The organism is Candidatus Abyssobacteria bacterium SURF_5 (genome assembly GCA_003598085.1).
GTDB lineage: Bacteria > Abyssobacteria > SURF-5 > SURF-5 > SURF-5 > SURF-5.
In genome coordinates this window covers 43,482-59,497 of the sequence record QZKU01000068.1, presented here as the reverse complement: position 1 = coordinate 59,497, position 16,016 = coordinate 43,482, and the positions used below count along the sequence as shown (strand labels likewise).

Here is a 16,016-nt window from a genome sequence, read left to right as displayed (position 1 = left end):
CTCAATTAAAAACGGCCGAAGACTTCGAGGAGCACTATCCGCTGTAAGCGTTCACCGATCGGGAACTCCCGATGCACGTCGTTAAGCGCATTCTGGATGATCAGTGAGGTCTCCACGTCGTACTTGGTAAATCTATAGCCGATCCTGACGTCCACGCGACTATAATCGTCCAGTTCTGTTTCGACCGGCTCAAAGCCTGCAGCGCTGTCAAGATATCCGAAGGTCGCCTCGCTCACAAGATTCAGTTCTACGGCGCCGTTCCAACCGCTTTCCGAAGAAGCAAAGAGGCCCGCGTTGAATTTATGTCGCGGTGACGACTCTATCCTCTCTCCCTCTTCATTCAACTGAAATTGGACGCCGTCGCTGCGAGCCTCCAGTTCCTGAAACGAATAATTGCAGTAGGTGGAAAACCATGCTGCAGGACGATAAACCAGGCCGATCTCGCCGCCGTAAGCGATTGCTTTTCCAGCATTGAAAAATTCCAGGTGGATTGTCGTTGGATCCGGCGAGGACGCTTTCCTGAATTCGATAATTTCGTCCAGGATATTGTAGAAAGTGTCCACCTTGAATTCGAGGCGGCTGTCGAACAGGCGAGTCTGGTATCCCATCTCAAAGGAAGTCATTTCCTCGGCATCCAGGTCTGTGTCCCCTCTGCTAAACACTGTGACCGGCGGTTCTACAAATGTAAGATTCAGGTATGATTCCACAAATGAGGGATTTCGGAAAGCCCGGGCGACGGAGGCGCGAAAGATATGATCGCGCCATGGTTCGTAGACTATGCTTGCGCGTGGAGAAAAATGAACCCCCGTCAGCGGGTGGGAGTCGAAGCGAAGACCGGCGGTCAATGTCATATCATCCTGTATGGCGTACTGATCCTGAACAAAGAGAGAAAACAGACTTTCTTCCTCGTCGTCTCCGATGATCTCATGTGAGATTATGCTGTTGAAGCGGTAATTGCTTCCCCACGTGATCATGTGTTTTTCCCATGGAGAGAGCGAATGCTGGAGCTCGAAGTCCAGGACGTTGTTCATTATGGATCGCTCGTTTTCATCGTCGGCTTCAACGTCGATGTCGATAAGGTTGTAAAACGTCTGTAACTTCCAATTTTCGTAATCGTAATTCAGTTTCGCAAAACCGTTCAACCCGTCGCGCTCGAATTGAGCAACACGCGTCAAAGTATTGCCGGTGCCTTCCGTTCCCCCCGCCGAAAAATAGATTCGTTGCGTCGGGTCGAAGTTGTAATTCACCAGGACGTTACCCCGGAAGGTTCGGCGGTCGTTGTCGCCGGAATCCTCGAAGGAATTTGCCTCGTCCCATCCGGCGACAAGTTTGTAGCTCCAGTTGTCGAACACATTGGCATTGGTTACGGACAGGATTCTGGTATGGAATTCACCCGCTGTCGCGGAGACTGATGTTCCCTTGAGCTGTTCAGGCGATTTTGTAATAATGTTGATGACTCCGGAAAATGCGTTTGCGCCATACAGGGCGGACCCCGGGCCGCGGATTATCTCGATCCGATCAATCTCCTCAAGTACGATCGGCAAATCGTCCCAGACGACAATCCCGAAGAAATCGACATATGCCGAGCGGCCGTCAATAAGAAGGAGCATGTCGTTATTGCTCGGTTCATTGAAACCGCGGGCGGAGACACTGGCGTCTGAGGGAGTGATCCTCATGACATCGAGCCCCGGCACGCTCCGGAGGAGATCCACAACAGTGGTAGCGCTTGAGCGACGGATGTCTTCCGCCGTTATTATGCTGATGGAGGAGGGCGACTGGGTGATGGGTTGCTCTTGTCTCGTGGCGCTGATGACTATGGGTATTTCTTCAAAAAAAAGCAGTTCGCGTTTGGGGAAGACCTGCTCGCTTTCCTCAGGAAGCGGAGCGGCGGTTTGTTCATTTTCCAACTCGTTCTCGGCATCCGAATTTCTGACCGGTAAAAGAAATATCAACACTATCGAAAAGGCGATCAGAGTCAGCTTTAGTCTCGGCTTCACCGGCGCGTCCTCCTCGTATGCGACCTGATTTTTTAAAAATACGCTGTTCACCGGCAACAGCATCGTGAAATCTGATTCAGCATCACATTGCCGTTCAACATCTTACCGGATTCTACAACAGACAGGCTTTCCTGTCAATCATAGGCTTCATGAGCCGAATCATGTTTGGCATATCGGGATTGAGGAAGAACGATTAACGCGGTGATCAAGAAGAAGAAACCCGCGCGAATTGGGAGAGCTATTCAGGTTTTGAGAGGCTGATATCGAATTCCGCTTTCGTGTAGATTTGAAGGAATTTGGCGGTTTTCGAGTCGGGGTCGATATCAAGCAGTTTGAAGTTTCGGACGGTTTCTCCTTTCTTGACATAGGTCGGCTGATTGGAGTTCGGCAGTTGGACGATGGCGTACGGAGTTTTGCCGAATCTGGTTATCCCGCGGAGTTTGATGTCGGGAGTCTCGACATATAGTGATATCTGGTTCAACAGCCGAAGCGCGCGGCTATTCGTTGGCTCGATCTGGAGGGAAAGCCGCACTTTCTCCAAAGCCTCAAAAAACCGTTTCTTGTATAAAAGTTCATCCGCCTGTGTCAGCAATTCGTTATTCGTCCGCAGCAATAGCGTGGAGGCCCCGATATCGGAAGGATTGATCTTGATCACTTCCTTGGCTTTTTTGATCAGGGGGGCGTACTCGTTCTTGCTATAATGGGCCTGGGCCTCGCGGTACAGGCGCTCGGCGATTCTCAGCGAAAGTTGCTGAGCTCCCTCATGTTGGGGGCGATACTTCATGGCGAGCCGCACGTCCGCGAGTGCCGCCTCGACTTCTCCCGTATCGAATTCACGGTTTGCTCTTTGAACCGCTGCATCCGATGCGATATCAAGCAGATTCTGCGCCCGTGAATCCTTATTATCTATATCAGTCACCGAAGCGGCGGTAGCGAGCGCTTGCGCGTAATCGCCTCCCAAAAACTCGGCTCGCGCCTGATCAACGAGGTCGTTCTTTCTCTTCTGCTCCTCGATCGCAGAAATGAACCCTTGAACAGGATTCTGACTCTCTATGATTTTCTTGAAGTTTAGCCTGTGCAGTTGATATTCTCTAAAGAAATAACCGGCTACCGCAACAGCAACTATGATTATTAAAGCTTTAAAAAAAGTGGGACTGCCAGCCCTTGCGCGGAGTTTCAGGGTTAATTCCTTGAATCTGCCGAGTAGGGGCTGGAGATGAGGTTCTTGCTTTTCTTCTTCAGGCGGTACTTGAGAGTCAAGCTCCGCGATTCTTCTTTTTTGATCAGGCGTCAATACCATATGTATTAGGATATCAAAAAAAGATGAAAAGAGTCAATTGTAAATTTAAGCCGCGGGGGGGTTCTCCTTGATTCGCCAGAAATCATTGATTATAATCAATGTCCTCGAAGAGGTTGGATTACGCCCGTAATTGTACTATTTTTGGGATATTTGTGGCAAGGCAAGCAAGGAGAACTCAGAATGCATAACGTCTTTATGGTCAGTGCGGCGCGTACCCCTGTCGGTCGCAGAAACGGATACCTTCGTGAATGGAAAGCTCCGGAATTGCTGGGGGCGATGCTGGATGAGGTCGTTGGGCGGATACATCTCGATCCCGCCCTTGTAGAGGAAGTTGTGACCGGAACGGTCTATCAGGTGGGCGAGCAGGGGTTCACTATCGCCCGCACGGGGGTCTTTGCCTCGAAATTTCCCGAGCACGTGCCGGGAATTTCTGTCAACAGGCAGTGCGGCAGCAGTCTTTCCGCTCTGCAGATCTGCTCCTCGATGATCGCGACCGGTATGATCGATGTCGGGATCGCGAGCGGCATCGAATTGATGAGCAAGTATCCCATCGGCTCCGACGTTGGCGGCACCTTGCCCGATGGACGGCCGCAGGGCGACCCCTACGGCCCATACCTGTTCGAACGAGTGAAAGGCAAGCTCTACAACCAGGCGCAGGCGGCTCAGGCTATAGCGGAAACATTTGGTATAACGAAGAAAATGTGCGACGAATTCGCCGTTGCAAGTCACACCAAGGCGCATACCGCGACTCTTAACGGGCATTTCAAAAATGAAATTATGCCGACGAAAGGGCTTGACGGTGAGGGGGCCGAGATTATCCGCGATACGGACGAAACCATCCGTCCGGACACCAATCTGGACAAGCTGGCGGCTCTCAAGCCGGTACTCGGGACGGACTGGATCACGGCCGGAATTTCAAGTCCTGTTACTGACGGAGCGTCGGCAGTCGTGCTGATGAGCGAACAAAAAGTGAACGACTTGGGTCTGACTCCAATGGCGCGGGTGGTCGCGAATGCCGTCGTCGGCTCCGATCCGGTGCTGATGCTGACGGGCCCGCTTTCAGCCACGCCCAAAGTTCTTGAAAAAGCCGGAATGAAAATGAGTGACATCGACATTTTTGAAGTGAATGAGGCGTTCGCGCCCGTTCCGCTGGCGTGGGCCAAGCATCTGAAAGCCCCGATGGAAAAGCTGAACGTGAATGGGGGTGCAATGGCCCTTGGCCACCCGGTAGGAAATTCCGGTTGCCGCCTTACCGTTACAGCTATCAATGAGCTTATCCGCCGAAAGGCGAAGTATGCACTGGTTACCCTGTGCACCGGTGGCGCACAGGCACCCGCGTCAATTTTCGAGCGGGTATAGAGGAAGCCTCTTCCATATGAATCAAGGGCAGGGAGCGATCCTTGCCCCTTTTCTTTTCTTCATCTCAAGCCATCAGCGACTGTTTACTTCCAAGAATCGCCGATTGCTCAGGTTTCCAGATTTCATCCTGCACGCACTTGATTTGGAGTTGGGAGAGGGAATGGTATATACTTTGGCCGAATTCTTTGGGAAATATAAGATCATGTGGTGCATGCAGTGATGCCGGAATTGGGAGGAAGCGTAGTGGGGAAAACCATACTCATTGTTGCCACTCTCGATACGAGGGGAGATGAGGTTGAATTTCTGAGGGAACTCATTGTAAAGAAAGGACATAGGACGCTGATTGCCGATGCCGGTGTTGTTGGAAGCCCCCGATGCCGATCGGATATTCCACGCGAAATGATTGCTGAGGAGGGCGGCAAGAAGCTGGAGGAATTGATTGCCGCCGCCAAGAGGGGAGCCGACAGATATGAAGCGACCAAGGTGATGGCGGAGGGCGTGGCGAAGATAGCAGAACATCTGCATGCGACGGGGGAGTTGGACGGCATCATGAGCCTTGGCGGCAGCACCGGGGCGATGTTGGGCGCCGCGGCCATGAAAAAACTGCCGATTGGTGTCCCGAAGTTGATAGTAACGACCTATGCAGCTCTGGCTCCCATTGGCGAAGCCGATATAACCGTAATGCAGTCGCCAATCGATCTCGTCGGCCTGAACAGGATTGTGAAGAAGACCTTATCCAACGCTGCCGGTGCGATGGTTGGAATGGTCGAGCAGGAACTGGCGGATACAGAGAAAAAAATGGTGGTCGGCATAACCGCTCTTGGGGTCACGACGCCGGCTGTCCAGAATGTCATAGCCCATCTTGAGAAGCGAGGGATAGAAAGCATTGTTTTTCACGCCAAAACGACCGAGTTGGACGAACTCATTAACCAGGGCTCCGTCACGGCGGTAATTGATCTGACCTCCTTTGAGACCGTTCCGATGGTTCTGTATTCGGATGAGATGGTTTCTCTGCTGGCGGGTTCGCCGGAAATTCGCAGAACGCGACTGGACAGCGCCAGCGACAAGCGACTGCCGCAGATAATAGCGCCGGGCGGCCTCGACATGCACATCCTGCCCGGAACCGGAAAGGAGTCGATCCCGGCGCAATATCAGGATCGGGCCTGGACCATGCATGGCGAATACATCGTGCTTTTCAGAACGAACAAGGCGGAAATGGAACTGATCGCAAAGAGTATCGCGGACCGCGTGAACAGGGCCAAAGGTCCGGTGGCTGTTTTGATTCCGCGGGCCGGCTTTTCGGAGGCGAGCAGGAGAGGCGCTCCTTTGTTTGATCCGGAGGCCGATGAAGCATTCATTTCGGCCTTGAAGGCAAATGTGGACAGGCGAATTGAAGTCGAGGAGATAGACTGTCATATTAACGACGGCGAGTTCGCCGACCGAATGATACAGGTATTTGACAGACTCGTCAGTGGAAAGGGGTGAGCTGTGGCGGCACGGATATCGCGTCAGGAGATACTTAACAGGCTGAATCACGAGATCGGCGCTAAAAAGCCCATCTTCGGCGCCGGCTGCAGCGCCGGAATTATCGCCAAATGCGCCGAAGTCGGGCAAGCGGATCTGATCATAGTATACAGCACCGGCAAGACTCGTATGATGGGTTTGCCCACCACCATCATTGGACCATCCAATTCTATCACCCTCGAAATGGCGGACGAACTCATGAACGTGGTGAAGAACGTTCCCATTATCGCCGGCGTGGAGGCGAATGACATTTACTGTCTCGACCTCGAAAAGTCTGTGGAGCGATTCTTGAACAAGGGATTCAGCGGTGTAATCAATTTTCCGACCGTCGGCCTGTACGAAAACCTGATCGAGGGCGGAATGGCGCTCAGGAAGTTCACCGAATACATGGCTCCGGGATACGGCGTTGAGCAGTGGGGCTGGCCGAGAGAGGTGGAGATGATACGGCTGCTGCGCTCGCGGGACGTATTCACAATGGCTTATGTTTTTATCCCATCCGATGCCGCGGATATGGCTCGGGCCGGGGTCGACGTGATCTGCGTTCACGTCGGGCCGACGATGGGAGGTCTCGCCGGATTCAAAGAGATCGAGGACCTGGATGCGCTGTTGGGGAAAGCGCAGGAGACTATCGAGGCGGCGAGGCGCGAGCGCTCCGATGTGATCTGCCTGATGCACGGCGGTCCTTTCGCCGATCCGCAAAGCACCGCAGTTATCTACGAGAGGACCGATGCGCAAGGATTTGTCGGTGCTTCTGCAGTCGAGCGGACCCCGATCGAGAGAGCCGTCATCGAAACATGCCGCGGGTTTAAGGATCACCGCATAGGCGGGCGGAAATAGACGGGGAAGAGGGAGATTTTTTCATGTCGCAGCACGTTCTTTTCGCACCTGTAAAGATCGGGAATTTGCAGATCACCGGTCGATTCGCGAAATCCGCAACGCTCGAAGCCCGTTGCGCGGATGACGGCTCTGTCACCGATTCACTCATCGAATACTACGAGCAGATCGCGCGGGGTGGAACACCGCTCCTGATCACCGGCAATGCCTATTTTGATATCTTCTCAAAAGCCGTGCCCTGGCAGCTCGCCGCCGACGGCGACGATAAAATCCCCGGACTCAGCCGCCTGGTCAAGGCGGTCCACCAGCACGACTCGAAAATTATTTTGCAGATTTATCATGTTGGCCGGCAGGCTGTTCCCCGGCGAGTCGGGCGTAAGGAGGCTCTGGCGCCTTCCGCCGTTTTTGAGCCAACGCTCAATGTGCGCCCACGGCCGATGACGCGCGAAGAAATTCAAACCTCAGTCAGAGGCTTTGCCGATGCCGCCGTTCGCTGCCGCGCGGCCGGATTCGATGGAATTCAAATTCACGCCGCCCATGGATATTTGATCAACCAATTTCTGACGCCGCACACGAACCGCCGCACGGACGAGTACGGCGGCTCGTTCGAGAACCGGATGCGCTACCTGGTCGAGGTCTACCGGGCTGTTCGAGCACAAGTGGGCACGGACTATCCGGTAATTTTGAAGCTCAACGGCTCGGACGATCTGCCTCTTCGCAAGGGCTTGAAAACGGAAGAACTGGTCGAGGTCGCGCGGCGAATGGAAACTGAGGGGATTGACGCCGTTGAAATCACCGCAGGCCATTACGAATCCGGGCTCACATTCGAGCGCGGAAATTGGAATGGTTTCTTCAGGACGGTAACATCGGTCGGTATTGGGCAACACCAGCCATGGCTGCAACGGCAAACTGTCCGCGCACTGGCGCCGCTTCTGGAGTGGTGGCTGGGACGTGTCGCCGCCTACAGCGAAGGCTTTAATCTGCGATATTCAAGGCGCTTCAATGAGGCGCTCGAAATCCCCGTCATCTGTGTCGGCGGATTCTTGCATCAGGCCGCGATGGAGAAAGCGATATCTGACGGCGATTGCGACATAGTCTCCGCTGCACGCGCTCTCATTGCCGATCCCTTTTTATACCGTCACATGCAAGAGGGCATACAGGGGCCCACTTGCGATTTTTGCAACGCCTGTTATGCGCGCGCGGCCGAATTGCCCGTGGAATGCTACAACGACAAGGTGCGCGCCGAGAAAGAACGGATGTTGCGCAAGGAAGGTTATGCAGTTTAATCCCCGGGGGAATTGATATGAAAACCACCGTCGCCAAGGCCGTCGTCAGTTTTCTGGAGAAGGCCGGAGTGGAGGTTGCATTCGGCTATAACGGACACGGCAACTGGGCAATGCTTGATGCCATCGAGCATGAATCCGCCATTCGCGGGATAAAAACGAACGCCGAGGACACGGCAGTCCACATGGCGGATTGCTACTGGCGCATGCGCCGACGCGGACAGTTGCCGGTTGTGCTGACCACGGTCGGGCCGGGAAACATGAATATATGCGCTGCTCTGGCCAATGCGTTTTACGAGTCATCAGCGATGCTTATTCTTGCGGGAGCAGGGCCGACGCAATGGATGGATAAGGGCTGCTTTGAAGAATGTTATCGATTTGGCCCCGAAGAATTCATTCAAGTCATCAAGCCGATTTGCAAAAAGGCGGCTTTGGTGACACGGCCGGACACCGCACTCGAAATAGTCGCACGCGCTTATAAGGAAGCGCTGTCAGGACGCCCCGGTCCGGTCCTCGTGCAGGTTCCCTTTGATATTCAGCACACCGAGATCGAGGTGGATTCGATGCCGGACCCGGAGACATGGACGCGGATACATCATCCGGCGCCCGATCCCGCCGGAGTCCGGCGAGCCGCACAATTAATCAAGCGCGCCAGCCGGCCGCTGCTGCTGGCCGGGAGCGGTGTATTGAATGCGAGGGCGTCTGAGGCGCTGCGCAACCTTGCTGAGGCATTCGGTATCCCTGTCGGCACAACATTCTCCGGCAAGGGAGCGTTTCCCGAAGATCACGAGTTGAGTGTGGGAACGATTGATCCTTCCGGCACCGGCCACGGGTATCAGGCTGCGCGGGAGTGCGATGTTTTAGTGGCCGTCGGAGCGCGATTTCATGATTTCAATACGCTGGCATGGTGTCTGTATCAGATTCCCGAGAAGACGAAACTCGTTCACATTGACATCGACCCTGGCGAGTTGTGCCGGAACTATCCGGCCGAGGTCGCGCTCACGGCCGATGCGCGTCTCGGACTGGAGGCGCTGCAGCATGCGCTTTCTGAGGCGTCAATGAAAGCCGGCGGTTTCGATGAATGGAAACGGCAGATCGACACATGGCGCGGCGTCTGGGCTGCTGAGGTAAAGGAGAAGGGGAGGGAAGAGGAGGGTCCGCTGTCAAATATAAGAGTCCTCCGGGACTGCGGCGACGTGATCCGCGAGGTGGACCCGCAGACGTCCGTCCTTTTCGACACCGGCAACCTGCTGCTTTTCGCGCCCGCCTTTTTTGCGGCTTCATCTCCGAATGTTGCCACCAACAACGGCCATTTTGCGCGCATGGGCTGGAGTTGCGGAGGGATTCTGGGCGCGAAGCTTGCCAATCCGAAACATCCCGCCGTCGCCTTTGTCGGTGACGGCTCATTCATGATGACCGGACTCGCTCTTGCCACTGCGCGCGAACACGGTATTGCGGCGGTCTGGGTGATCCTGAACAATCGGACGATCGGGATTGAGCGAGAAGCGATGGAGGCCATTTACGGGCGCGCTTCATTTTGTGATTCCCGCATCGAGCAAACCGGCGAGCCGTGGTGTCCGGATTATGTGAAGCTGGCGGAATCGATAGGCATCGAAGGCAAGAAAGTGGGGAAACCGGCAGATTTGAGGCCGGCGTTGAAATCAGCGATTCAGTGCGGTCGCCCGTTTGTCCTTGACGTGGATGTGAATCCCGAAGACGAGGGATACCGGCTGGCGATCCTGCCAATCCCGATGAACTGGACGCAATCTTCGCTCAGCTCGGGATGTCGAATACCATCGAGCTGATTTTCGAACATCGGAACAGGGTTGACTCGGAACACCGGATAGATTCAAGCGCCCTCTTTCCTCTTACCGGAAACTCTTGACCGTCTCGATCATCGCCTGAATGTTTTCCAGCGGTGTCTCCAGCGCTACCTCACAGCCGGCGGAAAACATGTAATTCGGCACGTGGCGCATGCTTTCGAGAACATCTCTGGTTACTCGCGCGGCTTCCGCCGGCGACCCAGTCAGAAGCGGACCGACCGGATCCAGGTTGCCGAGAATGGCGACATCGGGAGGAACGAGCGGCGCGATAGAGGGCATATCCACGACGTTATCAAGACTGATTCCCTGCACTCCGGTCGCGCACATGGGGGTAATGATGTGGCTGCTCTTGCCGCAGATGTGCAGGACGAACCGGCAATCGACTGCGTCGACGACTCTTTTTATATAAGGCGCCGCGAATCGTTCATATTGTTTTCTGGATAAAAGCCCGCTGGTAGGATCACCAAGATAAATGATATCGGCGCCGGCTGCCACCAGTCCCCTGCAGGCGAGAATGGAAATCTCCGTGCAGAAATCAATCAGCCGCTCCACGAATTCCGGATCCCTGATCGTTTTTCTGGCGAGATCCTCGACGCCGGCAAGAACGGCGGCCATCGAGAAGGGACCGCCTCCTAAAGCTAATTTGAATGTGGTGAAACGTTCCGCCATTCCGCCAAGCACCTTGAAGTTATTTAAGAGCCGATCATGCCATTGCGGGCCCGCATCCTCCAGCCGCTTCAAATCATCCCGTGTTCTTACGGAATGACGCGTGACCATTGCGATGCTGTTTTCCGGTATCTTGATGTCGCAGCCGTAGCTTTCGGCAAAAGCTGAAATATCGGGGACGCAGGAAAACGTGACTTCGGTTTTGAGTGTCTTTGCGGTGTGGGCAAGAGACTGAACGGCGATCTCAGGGTCCAGAATATTGCCCCTGAGACTGGTCCTGTTCAGTTTTGCCATCACGATGCCCACAAGCAGGAAAATCATGCGCCGGCCTGCGATCTGGATGAGATCGACCAATCGCATTTCGCGCAAACAGTCCAGGAGAGCCAAACCCAGCGGGCGAAGCTCTTGCTGGAGACCGATCCAGGTGAACAGCTCCATGAACGGCTGGGGCTCGATGCCATTTTCTTTCTGCTTGAGCCATTCTCGAAGTTCTGCGGATTTTGGGTGGGTGCGGTTCTTCTCGGTCCAATCGCCGATTAGCTTGACAGCTTCATCGAGCCTGTCTGCGCGGTGTTCCGGGGTGGACATCTGCTTTCTCCTTGCGAGAGGCAGAGCTGTTATTGGCAACAAAAAGGGCGCGGCAGCGACTGAAAATTCTACATTGAGTTGAGCGCCTGGTCCAGATCGGCCATGATATCTTCCGGATCCTCAAAACCGACCGCCAGTCGCACCAACTCGTCAAGCACCCCGATATCCAGACGTTCCTCGCGCGTCAGCGAGTAATAGGTTATCGTGGCGGGATGCGTGATCAGCGATTCGGGCCCTCCGAGGCTTGGAGCGATCAGGCACAGCTTGAGAGAGTCGAGGAAATGCAGCGTCTGTTCCAGGTTGCCGTTCACTTCAAACGTGACCACACCGCCAAAGCCTTTCATTTGCTTTTTCGCCAACTCATGATGGCGGTGGCTCGGTAGACCCGGGTAATATACCCGCTTCACTTTGGGATGCGCCTCAAGGTATGTTGCGACGGTCATTGCAGTCGTATTCGCACGCTCCATCCTGAGCGAGAACGTCTTGAGCCCGCGCAACAAGAGATAACAGGAGTTCGGGTCGGTAATGCCACCCGCCATTTTTTGGAACAGCTTTATTTTCTCGTAGAATTTACGACTGGTCATCACGGCTCCGGAGAGCACGTCATTATGGCCGCCGAGGAACTTGGTGCCGCTGTGGATGACGATATCGATGCCCCATTCGAGCGGCTTCTGATTGTAGGGGGCGCCGAAGGTGCTGTCGATGGCGGTTACTGCTTTATATTTTCGCCCCAGTTCGACAACTTTGGCCATGTCGGCGATGTTTAGGTACGGGTTGGTTGGGGATTCAGAAAAGATAAGCGCGGTATTCTTCTTGATGGCCGATTCCATCATTTCATAATCGCCCATCGGAATGACTGTTACTTCGACGCCGTAGCGAGGAAGGAAATTCTCCGCGAAATTGAGCGTCTGCTTGTACGCGTCATCGGTAAGAATGATGTGATCGCCTGTTTTCAAAAGAGCGAGCAGGGTGGCGCTGATGGCGCTCATGCCGCAATCGAACAGCAGGCAGGTTTCAGCCCCCTCGAGCATCGCCAGCTTTGTCTCGGCGGCCTCCTGTGTCGGATTCCCATATCTCCCGTACTCGTAATGGGCTTTCTTGCCGGACGTGTACTGCGCGACCTCGTTCATATTTTTGAAGATGAACGTGGAGGTCTGGACGAGAGGAGTTGTGATCGATCCCCGCCACCTGATCTCGCCGCCATGAACTGCAATGGTTGATTCGCCCTTCTTTGAGATGCTGTCCTGCTCCAACTTTTTTCCTCCTGTTTCCCCTGCCATGTGGACCTGGCGCCGGCGGTCAAAAAACTTTCGACTGCGACCGAATAGGTTAATAGGCTATCATGGAAGCGGGTAAAAGGTCAAACCATGGCTGGCGTCGCGGGAAGCCCCCGGCGTGGACTCCGGATATGTAAAATGAATGGAATGTTTTCGGTGACTCCGTCTGTAGCGCTTAGTAGTAGCGGGCAACCTTATTGAGGACGGTTTTTCCGGTTAGGTGGACGGTGCGGCTACTACTCTTGCGTTGCCCCCTTACTGGCGCGGGCGGTACGTCATCACTTCCCTCTGCAAAAATTCGGTTCCCGCCGCGGAACGGACTTCCTGTTGGATTTTTGTCAACTCATAGAAAATTTGAACGACATCCGCAGGTCTGCGATCCGGATTCTTCTGCAAGCATCTCAGGATGAGGCTGCTGAGCGAGTAGGGCAATTGGTTGCGACTGCTCGCGTCGAGGATATAAGGCCGGTCCATCTTGTAGAGGTATACCTTCTTGGACAACGCATGAACCTGGCGGTCCTGCTGGAAGGTATTGATGAATTTGCTTGCGCCATTCATTTTCTTTGCGATTAACTCGTCCAAGAGGCGGCCGAGCGCGTATATGTCGCACCGTTTGTCGTATCTTCCGCCCTTGCGCAACTGTTCGGGGGCCGCATAGTTCATTGTGCCGGCGCGGCGTCCTCTCCCGAAAAAGCGCGACAGGTCGGTTTTCAGTTTGGCGGCCTTGTCCTGGCTCAATCCAAAGTCACAGATAACGATCGACATCGAGTTGCTGCCGTTCGCGTCGTACAGGATGTTGGACGGCTTCAGGTCGCGATGAATAATGTGGTTCTGATGGAGATAGTTCAATCCGGCCACAACCTGAATGATTATGTCCATGAGGAACGCGAGGCTGTACTTCTCATCATCAAGCAACAGATGTTCGAGGTTGTGCTGCATTCGGGGCATAACGTAAAAAATGTCGCCGTTTTCCTCGAAGAGATCCAGGCCTTTCATCACGTTTGGGTGATCAAAGGCGTACTCAGTCTCCCGGCGCAGGATCCTTTTGAAGCGGTCGATCTTTTCAATGGGGGGATTCGGACCGAGATGTTTGATGGCCCTCAATTTTCCCGTCGCGAGATGACGCGCTTCGTCGACACGGGACATTCCGCCCCGCCCGATGATCTGCAAGAATTGATAACCGTGTTTCCTGAGGACGCGCCGATAGGCGTCTTCAAAATTATCATCATTCATGAAATCGATGTTCTTACTTCTTAGCATGTCATTTATTGCCTCTGCTGAAGACTTTTTTCAAGTGGTTGTCCTCTTAGAAAACTCCTGAAAGCGGAGGGCAACCTGTTTGATTCCCCCTTTTGCACGAAACCGATGGCGCCCGCCTTCATCGCCTGCTTTACCAGTTCATAATCGAAATATTTGCTGAGTATTATCACTCTGGTTTCCGGATGCATTTTCTTGATCTGCGTGAGCACCTCAAATCCGCTTTCCTTCTCCAAAACCAGATCGAGAAGAACCAGAGACGGATCCACGCGTTCCAACTCCAAAATCGCTTCCTTCTCGTCGATTGCGGTTGAAACTTTCCAGTTGTTGTTTTCGAAAAATCGGATTATCTCTCTCAGGCTCTCGATCTCGTCATCTATCAGAAGCACCTTTTTTACTTCGGATCCTGGTGAAACAGCTTTTTTCCCGGTCATTTCTTCCCCCTTATTTGTAAGGCACTTATAGATTGGGCAAGGAGTATGCCAAAAAGACCTCAAGGATAAAATTGGCTGGAAGCGCCTTTCGGCGGCGAAATGCCTAACTCATAACATTAATCAAATCAAGCAATTACGACGGAAAAAAGATCGGGGACAGCATGGCTTTAGGAAAGGAAGAAAAGAAGCGTTTCTACTTGAAAATAGGCAGCGCGATTGTGCTTTCAACAAGAAGCTTGTGATCGGGACAATTGGGCTCCGAATTTCTCATTCAGGTGAAGAGGGAGCTTTTCAATGGGGGTGCGCATCACCTGAGATTGAGGTCCTTCAATTTTTTGGAGAAATTGCCTTCATCCAGCCCCAGTTTCTGGGCCGCCTCCCGATTGGACGAACTTTCATTCAACACCTTCAGTATCAGGTCGCGTTCAAATGCCCGTTGCGCCTCCTTCAGAGTCATTCTCGCATAATTCGGCATTGCAGCGGGGGCTGACTGCAAATCTTCGTTTCTTTGGAGCAGGTCGGCGGTGATGACATCCTCAACCCGCACTGCCGCCCACTGCAGGACGTTTTTCAACTGGCGCACGTTACCCGGCCATGAATGGTTTTTCAGAAGTTCCACAGCTTTTTCGTCGATGGTGAGAAGTTTTTTGTGCAGTTCCCGGCAGGCTTGCTCCAGCAGGTACTCCGCTATGGGTTGGATATCCTCTTTGTGTTCCCGCAGTGGGGGGGAGTTGATCCGGTAGGAGAGGCGGTATCGCAGGTCCTCTCGAAAGTTGCCGGCGGCGATCATGGCGTCCATGTCGCGGTTTGTTGCTGCAAGGATACGAACATCGACTTTGATTTCTTTTTGGCCGCCGACGCGGGTTATCGTCTTGTCTTCTAAAACGCGCAGAAGCTTTGCCTGTGCCTCATAGCTGAGGTCGCCGATCTCATCCAGAAAAAGAGTGCCTCCATGCGCGAGCTCGAACTTACCCTTTCGCTGATCGACCTGGGTGGCCACGCGTTTTTCGATTCCAAACAGTTCCGATTCCAGCAAAGTCGAGGTCAGGGCGCTGCAGTTTACCGGGACGAAAGGAGCGTCGCGGCGGGAGCTGTTCCGGTAAATATTTCGGGCCACCAGTTCTTTGCCCGTTCCGCTTTCTCCGCAGATGAGAACAGTGTAATCGCTGGGACCGACGAGGCGGATTTCCTCGCGGAGTCTCTGCATGGCGTTGCTTTCGCCGATCATGCGGAATTGTTCGTCCATTTGCTGATTGACAAGCTCACGCTCCTGGCGACGCGCCAGCAGATTATGCAGGACGATGGGAAGGCGAGGGGGGACCTTCCATTCATTGCTGCCATCTTCGTGCGCCTTTTTCACGATGTCATAGGCGCCGTGGCTCACCGCTTGCACCGCCATTTCGAGGGAGGCGGCCTCGCTCAGGACCACGATGTCGAGTCCCGGGAACTCCTGGCGGAGCGCGTTCAAGACTTCGAGTCCGATCTCTCTCTCCAACACCCAGTCCAGGAAAACGATGTCGTACAGCATCTTCCGGAGCAACCGAGTCGCCTCGAGCCGGTCGTATGCCACGGTAACATCAAAATCCTCGTTCTTCAGATAATTCACTATCTTCTGAACGGTATCGGGCTCGTCATCGATTATGAGAATTCTATTTCCTTTTGCCGCCACGTCAC

The 16,016-nt window shown here is 53.9% G+C and carries 13 protein-coding genes; 6 read left to right on the top strand and 7 right to left on the bottom strand.

Translation table 11 applies throughout. The features are described from left to right. Positions 1-5: 5 nt before the first annotated feature. The gene (locus C4520_09985; GenBank protein ID RJP21334.1) at positions 6-2,060 is read right to left on the bottom strand and encodes a TonB-dependent receptor; all 2,055 of its coding nucleotides are present in this window, start codon (positions 2,058-2,060) and stop codon (positions 6-8) included. A 175-nt stretch (positions 2,061-2,235) separates the two neighbouring features. Continuing rightward, the gene (locus tag C4520_09980) at positions 2,236-3,297 is read right to left on the bottom strand and encodes a hypothetical protein (protein RJP21333.1); all 1,062 of its coding nucleotides are present in this window, start codon (positions 3,295-3,297) and stop codon (positions 2,236-2,238) included. 180 nt (positions 3,298-3,477) lie between these two features. Here C4520_09980 and C4520_09975 point away from each other — a divergent pair, with 180 nt between their 5' ends. The 6 genes from C4520_09975 to C4520_09950 are packed head-to-tail and all read left to right on the top strand — an operon-like array spanning position 3,478 to position 10,102. Continuing rightward, positions 3,478-4,656: a thiolase family protein gene (locus C4520_09975; GenBank protein ID RJP21332.1), complete on the top strand. Its 1,179-nt coding sequence runs from the start codon at positions 3,478-3,480 to the stop codon at positions 4,654-4,656. A 16-nt stretch (positions 4,657-4,672) separates the two neighbouring features. Further along, positions 4,673-4,876, top strand: coding sequence for a hypothetical protein (locus C4520_09970; protein ID RJP21331.1), 204 nt, complete (start codon positions 4,673-4,675; stop codon positions 4,874-4,876). Then, positions 4,876-6,141 (top strand): UPF0261 family protein, encoded by a 1,266-nt coding sequence (locus tag C4520_09965; GenBank protein ID RJP21330.1) that lies wholly within the window; start codon positions 4,876-4,878, stop codon positions 6,139-6,141. Before C4520_09970 ends, C4520_09965 begins: the two co-directional genes overlap by 1 nt. A 15-nt stretch (positions 6,142-6,156) precedes the next feature. Further along, positions 6,157-7,017 (top strand): phosphoenolpyruvate hydrolase family protein, encoded by an 861-nt coding sequence (locus tag C4520_09960; protein RJP21391.1) that lies wholly within the window; start codon positions 6,157-6,159, stop codon positions 7,015-7,017. Between the two features lie 23 nt (positions 7,018-7,040). Beyond that, the gene (locus C4520_09955; protein ID RJP21329.1) at positions 7,041-8,300 is read left to right on the top strand and encodes an NADH:flavin oxidoreductase; all 1,260 of its coding nucleotides are present in this window, start codon (positions 7,041-7,043) and stop codon (positions 8,298-8,300) included. Then, entirely contained in the window at positions 8,234-10,102 is a 1,869-nt protein-coding gene (locus C4520_09950) for a thiamine pyrophosphate-binding protein (GenBank protein RJP21328.1), read from the top strand. Before C4520_09955 ends, C4520_09950 begins: the two co-directional genes overlap by 67 nt. Positions 10,103-10,165: 63 nt before the next feature. Here the strand turns inward: C4520_09950 and C4520_09945 are convergent, their stop codons facing one another. The 5 genes from C4520_09945 to C4520_09925 all read right to left on the bottom strand — a co-directional run bounded on the left by C4520_09945 (position 10,166) and on the right by C4520_09925 (position 16,011). Further along, positions 10,166-11,374 (bottom strand): hypothetical protein, encoded by a 1,209-nt coding sequence (locus tag C4520_09945; protein ID RJP21327.1) that lies wholly within the window; start codon positions 11,372-11,374, stop codon positions 10,166-10,168. Positions 11,375-11,442: 68 nt separating this feature from the next. Continuing rightward, a complete protein-coding gene (locus C4520_09940) occupies positions 11,443-12,654 on the bottom strand; it encodes an aminotransferase class I/II-fold pyridoxal phosphate-dependent enzyme (protein ID RJP21326.1) in 1,212 nt (403 codons plus the stop codon). Between the two features lie 252 nt (positions 12,655-12,906). Beyond that, the gene (locus C4520_09935; GenBank protein ID RJP21325.1) at positions 12,907-13,911 is read right to left on the bottom strand and encodes a serine/threonine protein kinase; all 1,005 of its coding nucleotides are present in this window, start codon (positions 13,909-13,911) and stop codon (positions 12,907-12,909) included. Between the two features lie 5 nt (positions 13,912-13,916). Then, on the bottom strand, positions 13,917-14,342 hold the full coding sequence (locus C4520_09930; GenBank protein RJP21324.1) for a response regulator: 426 nt from the start codon (positions 14,340-14,342) through the stop codon (positions 13,917-13,919). A gap of 307 nt (positions 14,343-14,649) precedes the next feature. Further along, positions 14,650-16,011 carry a sigma-54-dependent Fis family transcriptional regulator gene (locus tag C4520_09925; protein ID RJP21323.1) on the bottom strand — a complete coding sequence of 454 codons (1,362 nt, stop codon included), beginning with the start codon at positions 16,009-16,011 and terminating at the stop codon, positions 14,650-14,652. Positions 16,012-16,016 lie beyond the last annotated feature (5 nt).